Raw genomic sequence first — 13,171 nt, forward strand, 5'->3', positions numbered from 1 at the left:
CACAAACACGACCAGTGGGCAAATCAGGGAGCATAACAACGACATGAGTGATCGGGATCTCGATCAACAGTTGGTGGAGCGTGCCCAGCGAGGTGAAAAAAGAGCTTTCGATCTGCTTGTTGCCAAGTATCAGCGACGTCTCGCCAGGTTGTTGTCGCGGTTTATCCGCGACGGCGCTGACATCGAGGATGTAACGCAAGAAGCGTTTGTCAAAGCGTATCGTGCCTTGCCGTCGTTTCGTGGCGAGAGCGCGTTTTACACATGGCTGTACAGAATCGGCATCAATACTGCCAAGAATTTCCTTAGCGCCTCCGGACGTCGTCCGGTGGTCAACAGCGAGATAGAGGACGAGGACGGCGAAAGCTTCGACATGGCGTCGCAGCTGCCCGACCTGAACACGCCCGAAACCGAGCTGATGAACAAGGAAATCCTGGCAACGGTCAATGCTGCCGTGGAGGCTTTGCCGGAGGAACTAAGAACCGCAATTTCGCTCAGGGAAATGGACGGTCTATCCTACGACGAAATCGCCAAGGTGATGGATTGCCCGATAGGCACCGTGCGTTCGCGGATTTTCCGAGCGCGCGAGGCGATTGCTGCCGAACTCAGGCCTTTGCTGGATACGGCCAAGAACAGAAGGTGGTAGGTATGAAAGAAACGATATCCGCGATGATGGATGGCGAACTGGACGACGGCGACGTAGCCAGAACCATCGCCGCCATTGGATCCGACAAGCAACTGGATGACGCCTGGGGCGCATACCATTTGATCGGCGACGCGATGCGGGCCAACCGCATGGCCGGCTTCGACGTGCGCGAGCGCGTGACGAGCCGACTGGCGGCGGAACCGACCGTGCTGGCGCCGCGGCGCTGGCTGCGCCCGGCGCGTGCGCGCACCGCCGGCGCGGTGGCGCTGGCCGCCAGCGTGAGCTTTGCCGCCGTGGTGGGCTGGCAGCAGCTCTCGCATCGAGGCGAGCCGGCTTCGCTGGTGGCGGACAAGGGCGTGCCGGTGCAGGTTGCGCAGCCGGCTCAGGCCAGCCAGCCGGAGCGTGATGATCCTTATCTGCTGGCGCACCAGGAAGTGACCTCCGATCAAGGCAATATGAAGGTGTCCTACGGAAACGGAGCTCGCCGTTAAATGCGTGTAATTCCTCTGATTAGTTTGATGGTTGTGGCGGCGGCGCCTGCCGCCCATGCAGAGGATGACTGGCAGCTGCTGCGCAATGTGGCGGCTGCCGGACGCCAGCAGGCGCTGAACGGCACCTATCTGCACCAAATGAACGGCACGCTGGAAACCTTCCATATCGTCAGGGAGGGGCAGGGCGACGCTACGCGGGAAAAGCGGACGTCGCTGGACGGCCCGTCCCGGGAAATCATTCGCAAGGGCAATGAGCTGGCCTGTTTCGCGCCGGATAAGAAGGCGCTGAACGCGGCCAAGATCAGTGCGATGCGCCTGTTCCCCGCGCTGTTGCCGGAAGACATGAGCGAGATCAACCAGTCGTATTCGCTCAAGCATGTCGGCAGCGACCGGGTGGCGCAACGTGACTGCAGCCTGCTGGAATTGCGGCCCAAGGACAGGCAGCGTTACACCCTGCGCATGTGCGTGGAGCCGCTGACCTCGCTGCCCTTGAAAATGGTGACCCTGTCGCCCAAGGGCGAGGCGGTGGAGCAATTCACCTTCACCGATATCGATTTGACCGGTCCCAAGGACAAGCGCGCCTATCGGCCCAAGTTCTCGCAGAAATTCCTGCTGCGTCCGGGTGGGGCTTCGCAGCCGCAGGTTAGCGCGCAGGTCGATAACGATGTGTCCGGATTGCCGAACGGCTTCCACTTGCTGCGCTCGGTGCAGCGCAGCCTGCCGGGCCAGGCCGGCAAGTCGGTGCGCCACATGGTGTATTCCGACGGGCTGGTGATGCTGTCGCTGTTCGTCGAGACCCAGCCGGAAGGCGCGCGGCTCGAACGCAGCAGCAATCTGCACGGCGCCATCAATATGGCTACCGGTCCTCAAGGCAGCTATCAATTGACCGCGGTGGGCGATATGCCCGAGCCGGCGATGATGGGGCTGCTGAAAGGCCTGAAGGTCAGCCTCAAGCCATGATGGCACGTCCCGCTGGCGTTTCGGCGCGCAAATCCCGTTTCTTGTCCTTGGCGGCGAGGCGGGGTTTGGCGCCGATGGGCGCAGCGGGATCGGAGCCGGCGCAAGCGCGTCGGCTCGTCTGTTTTTCGGCGTCCGGCCTTGCCGGCGCCGTAATCCCTCAGCCGGCATTCGTCGGCACGTCTTAAATACAACATATCAAGATGGAGCGCTCATGCCGGTCAAAAAACTGATCGTTTCCGCCATGTTGGCGGCCTCTATTATGGCGGGCGCGGTGCCCGCCGCAATGGCCGCGGAACTGCCGGACTTCAGCCAGATTGTCTCTAACGAGGGCAAGGCGGTGGTCAATATCAGCACCAAGTCGACGGTGCGCGAGGTCAGCAACGATCTGCCCGAGGGCATGAGCGGCGACCCATTCTTTGAATTCTTCCGCCGCTTCGCGCCGCCGCGCGCCCAAGAGCGGCAGGAGTCCTCGCTGGGCTCTGGCTTCATCATTTCCGCCGACGGTTATGTGCTGACCAATGCTCATGTGGTGGCCCGCGCCGATGAAATCACCGTCAAGCTGACCGACAAGCGCGAGTACAGGGCCAAGGTGATAGGCGCCGATGCCCGCACCGATGTGGCGCTGCTGAAGATAGAGGCCGACAAGCTGCCGGTGGTGCGCCGCGGCGACGCCAATGCCTTGAAAGTGGGCGAAGGGGTATTGGCCATCGGCTCGCCGTTTGGTTTCGAGAATACCGCCACTTCCGGCATCGTCTCCGGTAAGAACCGCATGCTGCCGGATGAAACCTTCGTGCCCTTCATCCAGACCGACGCGGCGATCAACCCCGGCAATTCCGGCGGCCCGCTGTTCAACACCCGGGGCGAAGTGGTGGGCATCAACTCCCAGATCTTCAGCCGTTCCGGCGGTTTCATGGGTATTTCCTTCGCCATTCCGATCGATGTGGCGATGGACGTGGTGGCTCAGTTGAAGGCCAAGGGCCATGTCAGCCGCGGCAAGATCGGCGTGGTGATCCAGGAGTTGAGCCAGGATCTGGCCGCCTCCTTCGGCCTGGCCAAGCCGGCCGGCGCGCTGATCAACGCGGTGGAGCCGAACGGCCCGGCGGCCAAGGCTGGCGTCAAGCCCGGCGACATCATCCAGCAGGTGGACGGCAAGCCGGTGGAGTCCGGCTCCGATCTGCAGCGCTTGATCGGCAGCATTCCGCCTGGCAAGCCGGTAACGCTGGGCCTGTGGCGCAACCGCGCGGCGACCTCGGCCAAGGTAGTGCCGGTGGAACAGCAGGATCAGGACCCGCGGCTGGCGCAGCGTGAATACCGCGGTTCGCAGCAGGAGCGCCCGAACGAGCAGAGCTTCTCGCAGATCGGTTTGCGTCTGCAGGTATTGAACCCGGCTCAGCTGCAGCGCGCTGGCATCAAGTACGGCCTGCTGGTACGCGGCGCCAATAATGTCGCGATGCGCGCCGGCATCCAGCCGGGCGACGTGATCGTCGGTATCGGCAGCGAGCCGCTGGCCAATGTCGAGCAGCTGAAATCCGCCTTGTCTGCGGCCAAGAAAGGCTCGTCCATCGCCTTGCAAGTGCTGCGCCAGGGGATCACCCAGTTCATCCCGCTGCCGGTGGGCGACGGCAAGTGAAGCTGACGCTGTATTTCCGCGAGTACTGCAGCTTGTGCCATCAGATGCTGGCTGAGCTGCAGCCCTGGCGCGAGCGTCACGGCTTCGAGCTGGATATTGTCGATGTCGACGCCGACCCGGAGCTGGAGCGCCGCTTCAACGAACTGGTGCCGGTCCTGATGGACGGAGAGCGCGAAATCTGCCACTGGCATCTGGATGCCGCCAGACTGGCTGCACATTTGGGCGAAATCGGCTAAAATCCGCGCCAGTGTGAGTTTATATCGGGGGCACTTGGGTGCCCCCGCTTGCTGGATGGGCTGTTAACGGCTTTAGAGGTCGCAATCCTGATGATGAGCCGCTTTCATCAGGCCCGCGGCTTCCATCGGCAGTTCCGGGCACGCTAGCGTGCCCTTATCTTTTGCTGGATATCATGAAAAACATTCGAAATTTCTCGATCATTGCCCATATCGACCATGGCAAATCGACCCTGGCCGACCGCTTCATTCAATTCTGTGGCGGCCTGGAAATGCGCGAAATGAGCGCCCAGGTGCTGGACTCGATGGACATCGAGAAAGAGCGCGGCATCACCATCAAGGCGCAGACCGCGGCCTTGAGCTACAAGGCGCGCGACGGCCAGGTTTATAACCTGAACCTGATCGACACTCCCGGACACGTGGACTTTTCCTACGAAGTGTCGCGCTCGCTGTCCGCCTGCGAAGGCGCGCTGCTGGTGGTGGACGCCTCGCAAGGCGTGGAAGCGCAGACCGTGGCCAACTGCTACACCGCCATCGAGCTGGGCGTGGAAGTGGTGCCGGTGCTGAACAAGATCGACCTGCCGGCCGCCGAGCCGGAGCGCGTCAGCCAGGAAATCGAGGACATCATCGGCATCGAGGCGGCGGATGCGGTGCGCGCCTCGGCCAAGTCCGGCATCGGTATCGAGGACATTCTGGAAGAAGTGGTCACCAAGGTGCCGCCGCCGGTGGGCGAGGCCGACGGCCCGCTCAAGGCGCTGATCATCGACTCCTGGTTCGACAACTACGTCGGCGTGGTGATGCTGGTGCGCGTGATCGACGGTTCGCTGAAGCCCAAGGACAAGATCAAGTTCATGGCCACCGGCGCCGAGCATCTGTGCGAACAAGTGGGCGTGTTCACGCCCAAATCCGTCCAGCGTCCGAATCTGAACGCGGGCGAGGTGGGTTTCGTCATCGCTGGCATCAAGGAATTGAAATCGGCCAAGGTGGGCGACACCATCACCCTGGTGTCCAAGCCGGCCACCGAGGCGCTGCCGGGCTTCAAGGAAGTGCAGTCCCAGGTATTCGCCGGCCTGTATCCGGTGGAAAGCCACGACTACGAGGCGCTGCGCGACGCGCTGGAAAAACTGCAGCTGAACGACGCTTCGCTGAAGTTCGAGCCGGAAGTGTCGCAGGCGCTGGGCTTCGGCTTCCGCTGCGGCTTCCTCGGCCTCTTGCACCTGGAGATCGTGCAGGAGCGCCTGGAGCGCGAGTTCGACATGGATCTGATCACCACCGCGCCCACGGTGAACTACGAAGTAGTGATGAGAGACGGCGTGGTGGAAGTGGTGTCCAACCCGTCGCGGATGCCGGATGCCGGCAAGTACGACGAGTTGCGCGAACCCATCATCACCTCCACCATCCTGGTGCCTCAAGACTATGTCGGCGCGGTGATGACGCTGTGCAACCAGAAGCGCGGCGTGCAGCGCAATATGCAGTACATGGGCCGCCAGGTGATGCTGACCTACGATCTGCCGATGAACGAAGTGGTGATGGACTTCTTCGACAAGCTGAAGTCCACCAGCCGCGGCTACGCCTCGCTGGATTACGAGTTCAAGGAATTCCAGAGCGCCGATCTGGTCAAGCTTGACGTGCTGGTCAATGGCGAGAAGGTCGACGCGCTGTCGCTGATCGTGCACCGTGCCTCCAGCGTCTACCGCGGCCGTGAACTGGTGTCCAAGATGCGTGAACTGATTCCGCGCCAGATGTTCGATATCGCGGTGCAGGCGGCCATCGGCGGCCACATCATCGCGCGCGAGACGGTCAAGGCACTGCGCAAGAACGTGTTGGCCAAGTGCTACGGCGGCGACATCACTCGTAAGAAAAAGCTGCTGGAAAAGCAAAAGGCGGGCAAGAAGCGCATGAAGCAAGTGGGCAATGTGGAAATTCCGCAGGAAGCCTTCCTGGCAATTCTTCAAGTAGGGGACAAATAAGTGGGCGGAAATCTGTTCTGGGTGTTTGTCGTGGCGGTGGCGATCGGCGGCATGCTGATCGCTTTTGGCGGCAAGAAGCAAGAAGGCGCCAAGGATTGGCCGCAGGCGGTGCAGTGGGGCTACCTGGCGGTGCTGATCGGCGGCTTTGGTCTGCTGTCCAACTATATGAGCTTCACCGCGGTGATGCTGGTCTTCGTGCTGATCACCGGCGCGGTGTGGTGCGCCGACAAGCTGCTGTTGGCCAAGCGCCGCGCCGCCGGTGCTCAGGCGGGTCATTTCGTCGATTACTCGCGCGGCTTCTTCCCGGTGATCCTGGTGGTGTTCCTGCTGCGCTCCTTCATCGCCGAGCCGTTCCAGATCCCCAGCAGCTCGATGCGTCCGGGCCTGGTGGTGGGCGATTTCATCCTGGTGAACAAATTCACCTATGGCCTGCGCGTGCCGGTGCTGAACACCGTGTTCGCGCCAGTGAACAAGGTGGAGCGCGGCGATGTGGTGGTGTTCAACTTCCCGCCCAACCCCAAGGTCAATTACATCAAGCGCGCCATCGGTCTGCCGGGTGATGTGGTCGAATACCGCGACAAGCGCCTGAGCGTCAACGGCAAGCCGCTGCCGGACGCCGACGACGGCAGCTACGAATACCTGGAGCAGGGCCTGATGATGGTCAATGCCCAGCGCTACAAGGAAACCATGGGTCAGCGCACTTACTCGGTGCTGAACAATGCCGGCACCCCGGTGGTGTCCTTGAGTCAGGTACAAGACTTCCCGTACCGCGACAACTGCCGCTATGATGACAATGGCTTTGTCTGCAAGGTGCCGGCCGGTCATTACTTCATGCTGGGCGATAACCGCGACAATAGCCTGGACGGCCGCTACTGGGGCTTTGTCGATGACAAGCTGATGGTGGGCAAGGCCTTCATGATCTGGATGAACTTTGGCGATCTGTCGCGCATCGGCAAGTCCATCCATTGACAACACCAGGACTGCAACCGGAGAGCATTATGCATTTCAGCCGTCAACAAGGTTTGTCGCTGTTTTCCGTACTGCTGCTGATGATAGTACTGGGCGGCGCCATCATGGTGGGCATGAAGGTGACGCCGGTGTACACCGAGTACGCCGAGGTGCGCCACGCGATCACCTCCTTGTCCACCCAGTCCAATGTCGGCGAGGCTTCGGTGCGCCGCGACTTCAATCAGCGCGCCAGTGTGGCCGGGATCACCTCGATCAAGGGGGAGAACCTGACCGTGGTCACCGGCAGCAACTTCGTTTTCGTGCGCGCGGTGTATCAGCGCGAAGTGCCGCTGTTCTCCAACGTCAGTCTGCTGTTCAAATTCGATACCCAAGCGGGCCAGCCTCCGCAATAAACCACGTGATACCAACCGATAATAGATTCCGGCGCCTGAGTCAGGCGCTGGATTACGCATTTCAGAAGCCGGAGCTGCTGCGTCAGGCCTTGACGCACCGCAGTTACGGCGCCAGCAACAATGAACGTTTCGAATTCGTCGGCGACAGCATCCTCAATTACACCGTCGCCCGCATGCTGTTCGATCAATTCCCCAAGCTGACCGAGGGCGAGCTGTCGCGCTTGCGCGCCAATCTGGTCAACCAGAACACCCTGGCCGAGATCGCCCACGAACTCAAGCTGGGCGATTATCTCTACTTGGGCGAGGGCGAATTGAAAAGCGGCGGCTTCAACCGGCCGTCCATCCTCGCCGACGCGTTGGAAGCCACGTTCGCCGCGGTCAGCTTCGATTCCGATTTCCTGCGCGCCGAGCAGGTGGTGCGCCGGCTCTACGCCGAACGCGTGTCGTCCATCGACACCACCCGCCAGGCCAAGGACGCCAAGACCCGTTTGCAGGAAGCGCTGCAGGCGCGCAAGCTGGCCTTGCCCAAATACCGTATCCTGTCGCAAAGCGGCGAAGCCCATGAACAATGGTTCCGCGTCGAGTGCGACCTGGGCGAGCTGGCGATAGGCTCCACCGGCGAGGGCGGCAGCCGCCGCGCCGCCGAACAGCAGGCCGCCGAAGCGGCGCTAGTCCTGCTGGAACAAAAACTCGCTGCGAGCAAGAAACGCACATGACTGATATCCAATACCACTGCGGCTTTGTCGCCATCGTCGGCCGTCCCAATGTCGGCAAATCCACGCTGATGAACCACCTGATCGGCCAGAAGATCAGCATCACGTCCAAGAAGGCGCAAACCACGCGCCACCGCGTCACCGGCATTCACACCGAGAACAACGCTCAGTTCGTCTTCGTCGACACCCCGGGGTTTCAGACCTTCCACAAGGGCGCGCTCAACGAAACCCTGAACAAGAGCGTCAAGGACTCGCTGGGCAGCGTCGATTGCGTGCTGTTCGTGCTGGAAGCGATGCGCTTCACCGGCGCCGACCGCGAAGTGATGGCCTTGCTGCCCAAGCGCACCCCGGTAATCCTGGTGGTGAACAAGCTGGACAAGGCCAAGGACCGCGACGCGCTGCAGGCCTTCATCGCCGAGGTGCAGGCGGAATTCGCCTTCGCCGGCGTGGAAGTGGTCAGCGCCAAGCACGGCCAGCGCCTGAGCGAACTGCTGGAGCAGGTGCGGCCGCATCTGCCGGAATCGATGCCGCTGTATCCGGAAGACATGGTCACCGACAAGAGCGAGCGCTTCCTGGCCGCCGAGATCGTGCGTGAAAAACTGTTCCGCTATCTGGGCGAAGAACTGCCGTACGAAATGAATGTGGAAGTGGAAATGTTCGAAATGGACGGCGAGCTGCGCCGCATCCATATCGGCGTGCTGGTGGACAAGGAAAACCAGAAGCCCATCGTCATCGGCCGCGGCGGCGAGAAGCTGAAGAAGATCTCCACCGAGGCGCGTATGGACATGGAAAAACTGTTCGACGGCAAGGTCTTCCTGCAAGTCTGGGTCAAGGTCAAGTCCGGCTGGGCCGACGACGTGCGCTTCCTGCGGGAATTCGGCCTGGACTGACACCCCGATGCACTATCACTTGGCGCCGTCCTGCTGGACGGTGATTTTTTCTCTGCAGCAAGGGCAGGACTTGCCCGGCAGCCGCGACTTGCTGGAGCGCGTCGCCAGGCTGGCGTCCTGCCAGGCCGGTTTCCTCGGCCTGGAGCGCGGCGAGCCGGGGCAGGACACCGTGTCCTACTGGGACAGCGTGGAGGCCATTGCCGCCTGGCGCCAATGCGCGGAGCGCCTGATCGCGCAGCGCTACGGGCCGGAGGCCTGGTACCGGGTGTTCGCCTTCAACGTCAGTCCCGCCGCGGCCTGTCCGCGCGGAGCCGCGGGATGAGCCAGCCGGGCAGGGTGGATCGTCAGCCGGCCTATGTGCTGCATACGCAGCCCTACCGGGAAACCAGCCTGCTGGTGGAAGTGCTCAGCCGCGATCATGGCCGTTTCTCGGTGGTCGCGCGCGGCGCGCGCCGGCCGCGCGCGGATCTGCGCGGCCTGTTGCTGCCGTTTCAGCCGCTGACCCTGGCCTGGTTCGGCAAGGGCGAGCTGCGCACCCTGCACAGCGCGGACTGGGACGGCGGCGTGCCTCAGCTGTCCGGCCTGCCGCTGATCTGCGGTTTCTATCTGAACGAACTGATGATGAAGCTGACCGCGCGCGACGATCCCGAGCCGCGCGCCTTCGCCGTCTACGACGCGGCGGTGCGCGGCCTGGCGCGTCAGAGCGGCCTGGCGACGGTGCTGCGCCGCTACGAATTGAGGCTGACCCAGGTGCTGGGCTACGCGCCCAGCCTGCTGCGCGACGGTGATGGCGCGGAAGTGGACGCCGACGCCAGCTACTGGTGCCAGGGCAATGCCGCGCCGGAGCGGGACGCCGGCCAGAGCTTGGAGCGCGGGCTGCGGCTCAGCGGCGCCAGCCTGCTGGCGATAGAAGCCGACGATTACGCTGCGGCGGCCACCCGGCTTGAAGCGCGGGCATTGATGCGAGTATGGTTGAGCGCTTTATTGGGCGAGGAGCCGCTGGCTTCGCGCGAACTATTGCAAGCCGTCAATTCCCTGTCGGATTGAGGCGAAGCTAATCGGGAGAGAATATGATTCTGTTGGGCGTAAACATCGATCACGTCGCCACCTTGCGTCAGGCGCGCGGCACCCGTTATCCCAGCCCGGTTGAGGCCGCGCTGGTGGCGGAAACCGCCGGCGCCGACCTGATCACCCTGCATCTGCGCGAGGATCGCCGTCACATCCAGGACGCCGACGTGGTGGCGATGCGCCAGGTGGTCAAGACCCGGGTCAACCTGGAAATGGCGATGACCGAGGAGATGCTGGCCAATGCGCTGGCGGTGAAGCCGGAAGACGTGTGCCTGGTGCCGGAAAAGCGCGAGGAAGTCACCACCGAGGGCGGCCTGGACGCCATCGGCCATTTCGATGATGTCCGCCGCTACACCCGCAGCCTGCTGGACGCCGGCATCCGCGTGTCCATCTTCATCGACCCCGAGCGCACGCAAATCCAGCGCGCCTGGGACGCCGGCGCGCGCGTGGTGGAGCTGCACACCGGCGCTTATGCCGACGCCCATGACGCCGCGGCGCGCGACGGCGAGCTGGCCCGCATCCGCGACGCCGCAGCCTTCGCCGCCGAGCTGGGCATGGTGGTCAATGCCGGTCACGGCCTCAACTACCACAATGTGCAGCCGATCGCCGCGATTCCGCAGATCGCGGAACTGAATATCGGCCACGCCATCGTCGCCCAGGCGCTGTTCGTCGGCTTCGCCGAGGCAGTCAAGGAAATGAAGGCGCTGATGGTGGCCGCGCGCGGCTGAGCGCTGTGCCTACCGTCATCACCCATGCCCTGGCCGGCGCGACGCTGGCCGGCCTGTGCGCGCCGCGTCCGCTGCGCGCCCCCGGCATGGCCGGCTGGCTGCTGCTGTGCGGCGCGGCGGCGATGCTGCCGGATCTGGACGTGATCACCTTCAAGCTGGGCATTCCCTATGCCAGCCCCTGGGGGCATCGCGGCGTTTCCCATTCGCTGACGCTGGCCTTGATCGCCGGCGGCGTGCTGGCCGTGCTCGGCAAACGCTGGTGGTCGCGGCTGGGTTTGGGGCCGCTGCGCGCCTTTGTCGTGCTGAGCCTGGTGGTGGCTTCCCATGCGCTGCTGGATATGTGGACCGACGCCACCCATGGGCCGGCGCTGGCGATGCCTTGGCACCAGGGCCGCTTCTTGTTCGACTGGCGGCCTATCGAGGGCTCGCCGCTGAGGCTGCATCGCTGGCTGGGCGCCAAGGGTCTGCGGGTGCTGAGCTCGGAGCTGCTGTACGTCTGGCTGCCCTGTCTGCTGCTGTGGCTGGCGCGCGCGGCATGGCTGCGCAGGCACGGGGAGGGCGGACGATGATTTACGGCATAGGCACCGATCTGGTGGAAATCGAGCGCATGCGGGTGATGTTCCAGCGCTGGGGCCTCAAGTTGGGTCGGCGCATGCTGGCGCCGGCCGAGCAGCAGGCTTTCGCCGCCAGCGCTGATCCGGCGCGCTTCCTGGCCAAGCGCTTCGCGGTCAAGGAGGCCTTGGCCAAGGCGCTGGGCACCGGCGTGCGCGCGCCGGTATTGCTGACCGCGATCTGGGTCGAGCATGATGAATGGGGCAAGCCGCTATTGGCGCTAAGCCCGGAATTGGACGAATTTTTAAGCCAGCGCGGCGTGGGCGCGCGTCATCTGTCCATCAGCGACGAGCGCGGCCATGCGCTGGCTTTTGTAGTGCTGGAGCGCTCCGCGCCCGGCTAGAGAGAAAGCAAACCGATGCAGCAGACTCAACAGAGCGCGGCCTTGCCGCGCGGGCCGGTGATGGCGGGCGTGGCCGGCCTGCGGCTGACGGATGAAGAGAAGCGGCGCTTGGCGCATCCGCTGGTGGGCGGGGTAATTTTGTTCCGCCGCAATTTCCAGGACATCGAACAACTGAAGGCGCTGACCGCGGAAATTCGCGCGCTGCGCAGCCCGCATCTGCTGATCGCGGTGGATCACGAGGGCGGCCGGGTGCAGCGCTTCCTGGATGGCTTCACCCGCCTGCCGCCGATGCAGGTGCTGGGCCGGATGTGGGAGCAGAATCGCGCGGCGGCCTTGGTGCAGGCGGAGAACGTCGGCTATGTGCTGGCCGCCGAATTGTCCGCCTGCGGCATCGATCTGTCCTTCACCCCGGTGCTGGACCTGGATTGGGGGCGCTGTGCGGTGATAGGCAACCGCAGCTTCCACCGCGACCCGGCCATTGTGGCGGAACTGGCCGAGGCTTTGCAGCGCGGCCTGGCGCGCGGCGGCATGTCCACTTGCGGCAAGCACTTCCCCGGCCATGGCTTCGTCGAGGGCGATAGTCATCATCTGATGCCGGAAGACGGTCGCAGCCTGGCCGAGCTGGAAGCGGACGATTTGATCCCTTTCGGCCGTCTGGCGGCGGCCGGCATGGGTTCGGTGATGCCGGCGCATGTGCTGTATCCAGCGGTGGACGCACAGCCGGCCGGCTTCTCGCAGGTGTGGCTGCAGCAGGTGCTGCGCGGCCGGCTGGGTTTTGACGGCGTGATCTTCTCCGATGCCTTGGACATGGAGGGTGCGGCCGGCGCCGGCAGCTTTGTGCAGCGCGCCGACGCGGCCTTGGCCGCCGGTTGCGATATGGTGCTGGTCTGCAATGATCCCCAGCAGACCGATCTGATCCTGGCCCATCTGCGGCCGCCGGCGCAGCCGGAACTGGCGCGGCGCTTGGAGCGCATGGCCGGCCGGGCGGCGGATTGGGCTGCGGAGCTGGCCGGTCCGGCCTTCGCCGCGGCGCGTGCCCAGGTGGAGCGTTTGACCATGCCGGCGGACGCGATGCGCGGGCCGGATGTGGGTGAGGCCAATTAAGCGTGACGCTTGCTTAGAACCTGTTCAAAGTCTGCTGCGCTTCGGCGATACGGCGTTGAAACCGAGCTCAAAATGCTCATGTACCGTTTGTACATTCCGCTTTTTCGCTCGTTTTCGCCTTGTCTCGCCCTTGCTCGCGAGACTTTGAACAGGCTCTTAGAGCGGCTAACAAATTCCTGATGCTGCGTTGCGCCGACTTGTCGTACTCAAGTACTGCCTGCGTCGGCGCGCCTTGCCTCAGCCGTGAAACTGACAATGTTAGCCGCTCTTAAGGGGGGGGGCGGAAAACGTCTTTTGCCACGGAAGGCCATGGGAGCAGGCAAGGTCTGTGGTTTCTTTTGCCACGGAAACACACGGAAAAACACGGACCAAAGACGGTAGAAGGTTTCGTGGGTTTCCTGGCCGAAGGAGGTGTCTTTTTCCGT

16 protein-coding genes are annotated in these 13,171 nt (G+C 63.4%); all 16 read left to right on the forward strand.

The genetic code is table 11. The features are described 5' to 3' along the window. The first annotated feature begins 43 nt into the window (after positions 1 to 43). Positions 44 to 643, forward strand: a complete 600-nt coding sequence (rpoE, locus tag ACE3QM_RS05045; RefSeq protein WP_043641588.1) for an RNA polymerase sigma factor RpoE — start codon at positions 44 to 46, stop codon at positions 641 to 643. A gap of 2 nt (positions 644 to 645) precedes the next feature. Beyond that, complete coding sequence (locus tag ACE3QM_RS05050; RefSeq protein WP_048410788.1) at positions 646 to 1,134, forward strand: sigma-E factor negative regulatory protein; 489 nt, start codon at positions 646 to 648, stop codon at positions 1,132 to 1,134. After that, positions 1,135 to 2,094: a MucB/RseB C-terminal domain-containing protein gene (locus ACE3QM_RS05055; protein ID WP_048410787.1), complete on the forward strand. Its 960-nt coding sequence runs from the start codon at positions 1,135 to 1,137 to the stop codon at positions 2,092 to 2,094. Between the two features lie 211 nt (positions 2,095 to 2,305). After that, positions 2,306 to 3,724 carry a DegQ family serine endoprotease gene (locus tag ACE3QM_RS05060; RefSeq protein ID WP_374420689.1) on the forward strand — a complete coding sequence of 473 codons (1,419 nt, stop codon included), beginning with the start codon at positions 2,306 to 2,308 and terminating at the stop codon, positions 3,722 to 3,724. After that, on the forward strand, positions 3,721 to 3,960 hold the full coding sequence (locus ACE3QM_RS05065; protein WP_374420691.1) for a glutaredoxin family protein: 240 nt from the start codon (positions 3,721 to 3,723) through the stop codon (positions 3,958 to 3,960). The genes ACE3QM_RS05060 and ACE3QM_RS05065 overlap by 4 nt, the downstream gene beginning before the upstream one ends. A gap of 173 nt (positions 3,961 to 4,133) precedes the next feature. Continuing rightward, positions 4,134 to 5,927, forward strand: a complete 1,794-nt coding sequence (gene lepA, locus ACE3QM_RS05070; protein WP_048410784.1) for a translation elongation factor 4 — start codon at positions 4,134 to 4,136, stop codon at positions 5,925 to 5,927. After that, positions 5,928 to 6,896, forward strand: coding sequence for a signal peptidase I (lepB, locus tag ACE3QM_RS05075; RefSeq protein WP_048410783.1), 969 nt, complete (start codon positions 5,928 to 5,930; stop codon positions 6,894 to 6,896). Between the two features lie 29 nt (positions 6,897 to 6,925). Beyond that, on the forward strand, positions 6,926 to 7,288 hold the full coding sequence (locus ACE3QM_RS05080; protein WP_048410782.1) for a DUF4845 domain-containing protein: 363 nt from the start codon (positions 6,926 to 6,928) through the stop codon (positions 7,286 to 7,288). A 5-nt stretch (positions 7,289 to 7,293) separates the two neighbouring features. Next, complete coding sequence (rnc, locus tag ACE3QM_RS05085; protein WP_048410781.1) at positions 7,294 to 8,004, forward strand: ribonuclease III; 711 nt, start codon at positions 7,294 to 7,296, stop codon at positions 8,002 to 8,004. Beyond that, complete coding sequence (era, locus tag ACE3QM_RS05090; protein ID WP_048410780.1) at positions 8,001 to 8,891, forward strand: GTPase Era; 891 nt, start codon at positions 8,001 to 8,003, stop codon at positions 8,889 to 8,891. The genes rnc and era overlap by 4 nt, the downstream gene beginning before the upstream one ends. Before the next feature lie 7 nt (positions 8,892 to 8,898). Continuing rightward, positions 8,899 to 9,213 carry an antibiotic biosynthesis monooxygenase gene (locus ACE3QM_RS05095; protein WP_231464962.1) on the forward strand — a complete coding sequence of 105 codons (315 nt, stop codon included), beginning with the start codon at positions 8,899 to 8,901 and terminating at the stop codon, positions 9,211 to 9,213. Then, positions 9,210 to 9,938: a DNA repair protein RecO gene (gene recO, locus ACE3QM_RS05100; RefSeq protein WP_374420696.1), complete on the forward strand. Its 729-nt coding sequence runs from the start codon at positions 9,210 to 9,212 to the stop codon at positions 9,936 to 9,938. The genes ACE3QM_RS05095 and recO overlap by 4 nt, the downstream gene beginning before the upstream one ends. A 23-nt stretch (positions 9,939 to 9,961) precedes the next feature. Next, positions 9,962 to 10,687, forward strand: coding sequence for a pyridoxine 5'-phosphate synthase (pdxJ, locus tag ACE3QM_RS05105; protein ID WP_231464958.1), 726 nt, complete (start codon positions 9,962 to 9,964; stop codon positions 10,685 to 10,687). Positions 10,688 to 10,692: 5 nt separating this feature from the next. Continuing rightward, on the forward strand, positions 10,693 to 11,256 hold the full coding sequence (locus ACE3QM_RS05110) for a metal-dependent hydrolase (RefSeq protein ID WP_231464956.1): 564 nt from the start codon (positions 10,693 to 10,695) through the stop codon (positions 11,254 to 11,256). Then, the gene (gene acpS, locus ACE3QM_RS05115; RefSeq protein WP_374420699.1) at positions 11,253 to 11,642 is read left to right on the forward strand and encodes a holo-ACP synthase; all 390 of its coding nucleotides are present in this window, start codon (positions 11,253 to 11,255) and stop codon (positions 11,640 to 11,642) included. The genes ACE3QM_RS05110 and acpS overlap by 4 nt, the downstream gene beginning before the upstream one ends. A gap of 15 nt (positions 11,643 to 11,657) precedes the next feature. After that, complete coding sequence (gene nagZ, locus ACE3QM_RS05120) at positions 11,658 to 12,746, forward strand: beta-N-acetylhexosaminidase (RefSeq protein ID WP_231464952.1); 1,089 nt, start codon at positions 11,658 to 11,660, stop codon at positions 12,744 to 12,746. Positions 12,747 to 13,171 lie beyond the last annotated feature (425 nt).

Source organism: Chromobacterium sp., from assembly GCF_041912965.1.
Taxonomy (GTDB): domain Bacteria; phylum Pseudomonadota; class Gammaproteobacteria; order Burkholderiales; family Chromobacteriaceae; genus Chromobacterium; species Chromobacterium aquaticum.

Coding starts and splice junctions, on each gene's coding strand:
- ACE3QM_RS05060 (WP_374420689.1), top strand. CDS start 2,306: ATGCCGGTCAAAAAACTGATCGTTTCCGCCATGTTGGCGGCCTCTATT.
- ACE3QM_RS05080 (WP_048410782.1), top strand. CDS start 6,926: ATGCATTTCAGCCGTCAACAAGGTTTGTCGCTGTTTTCCGTACTGCTG.
- rpoE (WP_043641588.1), top strand. CDS start 44: ATGAGTGATCGGGATCTCGATCAACAGTTGGTGGAGCGTGCCCAGCGA.
- ACE3QM_RS05095 (WP_231464962.1), top strand. CDS start 8,899: ATGCACTATCACTTGGCGCCGTCCTGCTGGACGGTGATTTTTTCTCTG.
- lepA (WP_048410784.1), top strand. CDS start 4,134: ATGAAAAACATTCGAAATTTCTCGATCATTGCCCATATCGACCATGGC.
- acpS (WP_374420699.1), top strand. CDS start 11,253: ATGATTTACGGCATAGGCACCGATCTGGTGGAAATCGAGCGCATGCGG.
- pdxJ (WP_231464958.1), top strand. CDS start 9,962: ATGATTCTGTTGGGCGTAAACATCGATCACGTCGCCACCTTGCGTCAG.
- recO (WP_374420696.1), top strand. CDS start 9,210: ATGAGCCAGCCGGGCAGGGTGGATCGTCAGCCGGCCTATGTGCTGCAT.
- ACE3QM_RS05050 (WP_048410788.1), top strand. CDS start 646: ATGAAAGAAACGATATCCGCGATGATGGATGGCGAACTGGACGACGGC.
- nagZ (WP_231464952.1), top strand. CDS start 11,658: ATGCAGCAGACTCAACAGAGCGCGGCCTTGCCGCGCGGGCCGGTGATG.
- ACE3QM_RS05055 (WP_048410787.1), top strand. CDS start 1,135: ATGCGTGTAATTCCTCTGATTAGTTTGATGGTTGTGGCGGCGGCGCCT.
- era (WP_048410780.1), top strand. CDS start 8,001: ATGACTGATATCCAATACCACTGCGGCTTTGTCGCCATCGTCGGCCGT.